This window comes from Pseudemcibacter sp. (genome assembly GCF_965661635.1).
Lineage (GTDB): Bacteria > Pseudomonadota > Alphaproteobacteria > Sphingomonadales > Emcibacteraceae > Pseudemcibacter.
Window position 1 is genome coordinate 1 of sequence record NZ_CBFIEP010000033.1, and the last position, 7,195, is coordinate 7,195.

Genomic DNA, 7,195 nt, shown 5'->3' on the forward strand with positions numbered 1-7,195 from the left:
GCGTATATCTTTAACCGTCTTCTCCGCGCTTCCAGTTCTATTTGATTTGTTAGAGTGTTTACGTGTCATCTTCGTTCCTTCGTCATTACGATGAAACAAAAACACTCTCTTATAAAATACCCTTAATTAGTCCAACTTGGTTTGACGGGATACAGTCATGAGTAAACTTATGACTTGATAAATGTCTTCCCTAAATGCAAGATGTCAAAAAGTATATAGGGAAAATAAAATGAAATATTTATCGCAAATTGCTGTCATCATCGGAGCATTGTTTTTAAGTTCTTGTGCAGAACCAGAGGTAAAACAAGAAGCCAGTAAAATACTTACCAATGCAGTGGTTTGGACCGGAGTTGATGAGCAGCCATGGGCGAACACTATTGTCATAGATAATGACCGTATTATTGCAGTCGGCGATGAGGGCCTAACATCGCAATATAACGCTGCACAAGTAATCGATGCAGAAGGCAATATGATCCTTCCCGGCTTTATTGATAACCACGTGCATTTTATGGATGGCTCAAGTTCACTCGCCAGTGTTCAAACGATTGATGCAACCACTGAACAACAATTTGCTAATATCATCATGGATTATGCCAAGACCATGCCAAATGGCGAATGGATGCTTGGTGGCATTTGGGATCATGAAAAATGGGGCGGAACCCTGCCCCATAAAGACTGGATTGATGAAGGTACAGGAGACAATCCAATTTTCCTTTACCGTACTGATGGGCATATCGGTTTTGTAAATTCAAAAGCGCTGGAACTGGCGGGTGTAACAAAAGATACACTCGATCCCGAAGGCGGTGTGATCGTTCGTGATGCAGATGGTGAACCAACAGGAACCTTGATCGATACGGCAATGTACCTTGTTTCAAGAATTTATCCAGCGCCGAGCGATGATAGAATTGATGTCATATTTGACACAGGTATCAAAGAAGCACTTGAAAATGGGGTCACACAAGTTCACAGCATTGATATGGGTGTTTGGGATAATCTTCCAATTTTTAATAGAGCGAAAGAACAAGAGCGCCTTAAAATTCGTGTTAATTATTATACCCATATTTCAAAACGTCATGAACTTGCTAATATGATTAACACAGAAGGAAAAGGCGATAACTGGCTAAGGTTTGGTGGTGTAAAAGCCATGGCTGACGGTGCGCTTGGTAGCGGAACGGCATGGTTTTATGAACCCTTTAGCGACGAACCTGATAACAGCGGTTTTCCCATTCGTCCCATGGATGAATTAAAAACCATGCTGCAAGAATCCCATGACTATGGTTTCCAACTTGCTATTCACGCAATTGGCGACAAAGCAAATGATGAAGTGCTCAGGATAATTGATGAAATTGGCGCCAAAGATAACCGTCCACGAATTGAGCATGCACAACATTTAAAAAAACACGCATTAGAAAGATTTAAAGAGCTTAATGTTACCGCGGCGGCTCATCCTTATCATGTTTATGATGATGGTCGCTTCGCAGAAGGCCGAATTGGAAAAGAAAGACTTTCTGAGATTTATTCCTTTAAATCTTTAATGGATGCCGGCGTTAATGTGTCATTCGGATCAGATTGGTTTGTCTCACCCATGCGTCCACTGCTTGGTATCTATGTTGCAACGACTAGACATACTGCTGATGGCAATAACCCCACGGGCTGGATACCAGAAGAAAAAGTCACCGTAGAGCAAGCCGTCAAAGCATATACAATGAACAATGCCTGGATTGGTAATCAGGAAAATGATTTGGGTACCATCGAAGCTGGAAAGCTAGCTGATCTTGTGATTATAAGTGATAATATCTTTGAAATTGATCCAGCCGATATCAAAGATACAAAAGTATTAATGACCATAATCAATGGTGATATAAAATATCGAGCCGATTAAAGGACAAAGATAATGAATAGAATAATAGGTATTTTTATTTTTTTTGTATTTTGCATGACTAATGTTCATGGAAAAGAGTTTGCAGGATATGTCAGTAGCGCCAGTCCAGAAGCCACTGAAGCAGGTATAAAAATTCTTGAAAATGGTGGTAATGCATTTGATGCAGCAATTTCAGTATCCTTAGCCTTAGGGGCTAGTGAGCCTGCGGGGTCAGGAATTTTTGGACAAACCGTTATGTTGGTTCAACCAAAAGAAGGTGAACCCTTTGTTATTCATGGCACGACCCTCTCGCCTGCAAATATTCCTGATGTGGTATCCAGAAAACATTTAACACAAGGCAGAACAGCATCAACAATTCCATCTAATTTAAAAGTGTTATCATTCACACATAAAAATTACGGAAGCGGACAGTTTTCATGGAATGAATTATTAGAACCAGCGATAGATCTTTATGAAAATGGCATTCTAATTGGAAATTTCAGATATCTAGCTTCAAATAATTACAGATCCGCCTTTAATATTCAAAAAGAAGCCGCAGATATTTTTCTAAAAGAAAATGGGTCCCCATACCTAATAGGCGAAATTTTTAAACAACCTAAGATGGCTAAAACCCTTAAACGCATAGCCGAACTGGGCGCCGAAGAATTTTATCGCGGCGAAATGGCAAAGAATATTGCAAAAGACATGTCAGAGAATGGTGGTTGGATTACATATGATGATCTCGCAAACTTTCCCGATCCAAAAATCATTCCAACCATCCAAACCGATTATAAAGGATATGAAATACACTCCCTTCCCCCTCCCTATGGTGGTTGGATCATGTTACAAATTCTAAAAATATTAGAACAATCTGATACCGCTGATATAGATGAAGACAATTGGAAAAGACGTATTGAGCTTTTAAATGCCATGCGTTTGGGACACGGTGAACGCACAAATAATCCGGTTTCCGGCTTTTATGATTATGGCAATGAAATTAAAACTAAAATATCAGAAGAAGAGGCAACACGATTACTTAATAAATACAAAAATGGCATTGGTGGAGAAACTACCCATTTTTCAGTTGTTGATGGAGACGGTAATGCCATTGCAGTGACACAGAGTATTGATAGTTATTTCGGCTCAAAAACCGTACATCCGGAATATGGTTTTCTTTATAATAACTATATGCAATCGTTCCGTCTTGAAGATGATGGCTCTCCTTATGTCTTAAAAGAAAATGAGATGCCCTTAAGTTCGATGAGCGCGACTATTGTGAAAAAAAATGACGAACCTGTCGTCGTTTTAGGAAGCCCTGCTAGCGCACGAATAATCTCGGCTGTTGCGCAAGTCACTAGCTATTGGATTGATGTAGAAGAAAACATCGCCAAGGCAGTAGCTGCTTTCAGGGTTCATGTTGTTCCAGACAATAAAGCCTATATAGAAGGACCGACTATTTCAAATGAACTGTTATCTGAATTAAGTCGTTATGGTTATGAATTAAAAAGACCAAATTACGGTGTCTCAAATGGGCAGTATGATCCCTATTTCGGTGGAGTTCATGCTTTAGCAAAAGAAAAAGGTGTATGGACAGGTACCGCCGACCCACGCAGGGACGGCATATCTAAAGCAGCCTGGAAATAAAATTTAGTTAAATATAACTAAGCCACCATTGACTATTCTTTTTGAGGTATTCTCCGAATTTTTTACAGGGGTAATAAAATAGAAACACGAATTGAACAGAAAAATCGCATCACGTCACATTTAAATAAGCCTGTTACTAGTTATATCATTATTGCTGGATTGATATTTATTGTTGGATTGCTGCTTTATAATCAAAAAAACAATTCTGTACCCGCAACAATCAATTCTGGTAATGATTATTCAATAGCAGTAATGCCCTTTGTTGATTTAAGTTCTGAGAAAACCAAGAATATTTTGGCGATGGTATCTCAGAAGAGGTTCTCAATATGCTCGCCTCAATTGATCAATTAAATGTAACATCCAGAACCACCGCCTTTTCATTAAAAGGGCAACAGTTATCTATTCCTGAAATAGCAGAGCGCTTAAATATCAACTATATCGTTGAAGGATCTGTAAGACGCTCCAATGATCGCATTAGAATTACCGCTCAGTTGATAGATACGAGAAATGATCGTCAACTTTGGTCGGAAAATTACGACCGAGAATTAACAAATATCTTTTCAATTCAAGATGACATCAGTCAACAAATCCTTACAGCATTAGAGCTTGAGTTAATAGGCAACAATCGCATAAGCAATGTTCCAACCCGCAATATGGACGCCTATACGCTTTACTTACAAGGGCATCAATTATTTTTAAATCGTGGAATTGGCGACTTAAATGCAAATATCAATAATATTGAACGGGCCATCAGTTTCTTAGAACAGGCCGTAGAAATTGACCCAAATTTTGCCGAAGCTTGGGCAGACCTTGCCACTAGTTTAATCATCTTACCGAGTTATTTTGATAAAAAATATTTTTTTGATAAAGTAAGCCCGACGGCAACTGATTCAGCAAATAAAGCGATTAGCTTAAAACCGACACTCTCCCAAGCGTGGGCGGTAAAAGGGTTTATTCATTTAAACAAACTCGAATTCCAAGAATCAGAAGCGGCAATCCTGCATGCAACTGAACTCAATTCAAATAATGCAACAGCTTGGTTCTGGCGCGGCCTTCATTACTTAGCATTAGGAAATCATGATAGAGCAATCGATGCCATTGAAAATGCGATTAGTATTTCACCAAATGTGCCAATATACCACAGCGGTTTAGGTCTGGCGCGGCATTCCCTGAAAGATATTGATCAAGCCATAATTCACATGGATAAAGCGATTGATGAAATGGGATTTGAAGCGGGTCGACTGGATCGTGCACTCGTTGCCATATGGAATAATAATACAGATCGCGCGCGAAAAGAGATGATCAAATTTTCAAGTATTTATGATCAATCTGCTTCAGAAGAACTTATTCAGAAAATTAACACTTATATTGATGCTTATTCAATGCAATCTTCTAATTATCAAGCGCGACAATTATTATTAAATGACATTGAAGAACAGCGCGAAAACACATTTGGTTTATATATGATACAAGATAGTGAACTTTTCATCGCTGATTTTACAAAAACGCCGGTTAATAAAGGGTTCGTTTTGTCTCGAATTTATAACCCTATTGCTCGATCATTCTTTAAAGAAAAATCATATAGAGAATTTATCAAAAACATCGGATTATTTACCTACTGGAAAAATAATAGTTTTCCTGTTTTTTGTTATGAAATTGATGACAATGATTTTGCCTGTGGTGAACCTTAAATGGTTATTCTAATTTCTTAATAACATTAAAAAGAACCTCTGCTCCAGCTTTCAAATCACTGACGTCAGTGTGCTCTTTCGGATTATGGCTAATGCCATCTTTTGATGGTACAAAAATCATGGCCGCCGGACATATCCGAGCCATCATTTGTGCATCATGTCCTGCACCTGAATTCATCTTCTTTACTGATAAGTTCATTTCCTTAGCAGTATTCATGACAATTTCTACAAGGTCTTGGTCGAATTTTACCGGTTCAAATCTTGCCAATTCTTCTGTCTCAATGATCACCCCTTCTTGGTCACAAATTTCTTTGATGGCTACCTTAAATAAATGTTCTGATTTTTTTAATTTTTCTTCATCAACATTTCTTAAATCAACCGTCATTTTTACTTCAGATGGGACGACATTGATTAAATTTGGCTTTGGAGTTATCACGCCAACAGTACCAACTTGAACACCACCGATTTCCTTTGTAATTTCTCGCACCTTTACGGCTAACATACTCGCTGCATATCCAGCATCAATGCGCATATTCATGGGTGTCGTGCCCGCATGGTTGGCTTGACCTTTAATCGTAAGAGACGTCCAGGAAATACCTTGCACATTTTCTACCGCACCAATTTTAACGTGCTCTTTTTCTAAAATCGGCCCCTGCTCAATATGTAATTCGATAAATGCTTTTGGTTTTATAACCCCACATTCTAAAGCGCCTAAATATCCTATTCTTTTAAGTTCATCTTTTAACTTTTTTCCATCGGCTGAAGTTGATTCATAGGCAGCTCTTAATGCCATTCCACCTGCATGAACTAGTGATCCCATCATATCGGGTTGAAATCTCGCGCCTTCCTCGTTGGTAAAAATCGCTACACATATATCATTTTTTGGCACTATTTTATGATCAATATATGTCTCAATGACCTCTAAACCCGCAAGAACCCCTAGACAACCATCAAGATGGCCGCCATTTCCAACAGTATCAATGTGTGACCCCATCATTATGGGAGTGTAGCGGTTTTCGCCTATTAAAGTTCCAAAAATATTACCAATTTTATCAATGGATACTTCTAAATTTAATTCTTCCATCCAACCACGAACCAGATCACGTCCGGCTTTATCTTCGTCCGTTAGCGCAAGCCTTCTTGCGCCACCCTCAGATGTACGCCCAACCTCAGAGAGTTTCTGAAGTCGGTCATTTAATCTATCAAAATTAATCTTCAAATTAGAACCTTAAGATGTCTTTAGTTGTGTGCCGTGGGCATCATGGCCAAACAGTTTCATCACCGTTCTTATGACAATAAATTGAACCAATAAAATCCCAAACACGATATAAGGTGACGGGTAAAACCCTGCTACTATGAAGGCAAGCATCGTCATCGCACCGTTGGTCGCCGCATAGGCAAACTGTGTTGATACATGGTCAATATGTGGACAATCAGCACCCATGGATGCTAGTACCGTAGTGTCAGATATAGGTGATGTATGATCACCAAATAATCCACCGCTTAAAATAGCAGCAATACTTAATATCATAGGAGCGCCCATTTCGTGAGCCATTGGAACTACAATAACCATAAGTATCGCAAATGTGCCATATGATGAACCTGTTGCAAATGACATCATTGCGCCAAGGAAGAAGACAATAAGTGGTAAAAAGCTAGGTTGAATTCGGTCCCCTATTAAGCTCGCAAGATAAGCCCCCGTTTTCATTTCGCTACATATGGAACTTAATGTCCAAGCAAGAAGCAATACAATACAAATGAAAACCATTTTCTGCATCCCTGCGACAAATGTATTGAGGCTTTCATTATAGGTAATATTGCCATTTTTTTTCATTAAATAAGCACACCCCATTGATGCAAAGATGTAAGCGAGAGTGATACCCGAGCGTACATGAACACTTTTAACACCATCAGTGACGGCAAAATAGCCAATGTAAATCGCCATTGTGCATAACATTAATCCTAAAGGTAGCAGAACCGTGATTAATTTTGGATCTTC

At 38.9% G+C, this 7,195-nt stretch carries 5 protein-coding genes; 3 read left to right on the forward strand and 2 right to left on the reverse strand.

Annotated elements, in window-relative coordinates; all coding sequences use genetic code 11:
- Positions 1-229: 229 nt before the first annotated feature.
- From ACTF6W_RS02490 to ACTF6W_RS02500, 3 genes are all read left to right on the forward strand, one after another.
- On the forward strand, positions 230-1,882 hold the full coding sequence (locus ACTF6W_RS02490; protein WP_438992956.1) for an amidohydrolase: 1,653 nt from the start codon (positions 230-232) through the stop codon (positions 1,880-1,882).
- A 12-nt stretch (positions 1,883-1,894) separates the two neighbouring features.
- Complete coding sequence (locus ACTF6W_RS02495; protein WP_438992957.1) at positions 1,895-3,505, forward strand: gamma-glutamyltransferase family protein; 1,611 nt, start codon at positions 1,895-1,897, stop codon at positions 3,503-3,505.
- A gap of 326 nt (positions 3,506-3,831) precedes the next feature.
- The gene (locus tag ACTF6W_RS02500; protein ID WP_438992958.1) at positions 3,832-5,196 is read left to right on the forward strand and encodes a tetratricopeptide repeat protein; all 1,365 of its coding nucleotides are present in this window, start codon (positions 3,832-3,834) and stop codon (positions 5,194-5,196) included.
- Between the two features lie 4 nt (positions 5,197-5,200).
- Here ACTF6W_RS02500 and ACTF6W_RS02505 read toward each other — a convergent pair whose 3' ends face one another.
- Positions 5,201-6,415 (reverse strand): Zn-dependent hydrolase, encoded by a 1,215-nt coding sequence (locus tag ACTF6W_RS02505; protein WP_438992959.1) that lies wholly within the window; start codon positions 6,413-6,415, stop codon positions 5,201-5,203.
- A 9-nt stretch (positions 6,416-6,424) separates the two neighbouring features.
- The coding region (locus tag ACTF6W_RS02510) for a Na+/H+ antiporter NhaC family protein (protein ID WP_438992960.1) at positions 6,425-7,195 on the reverse strand (771 nt) is incomplete at its 5' end.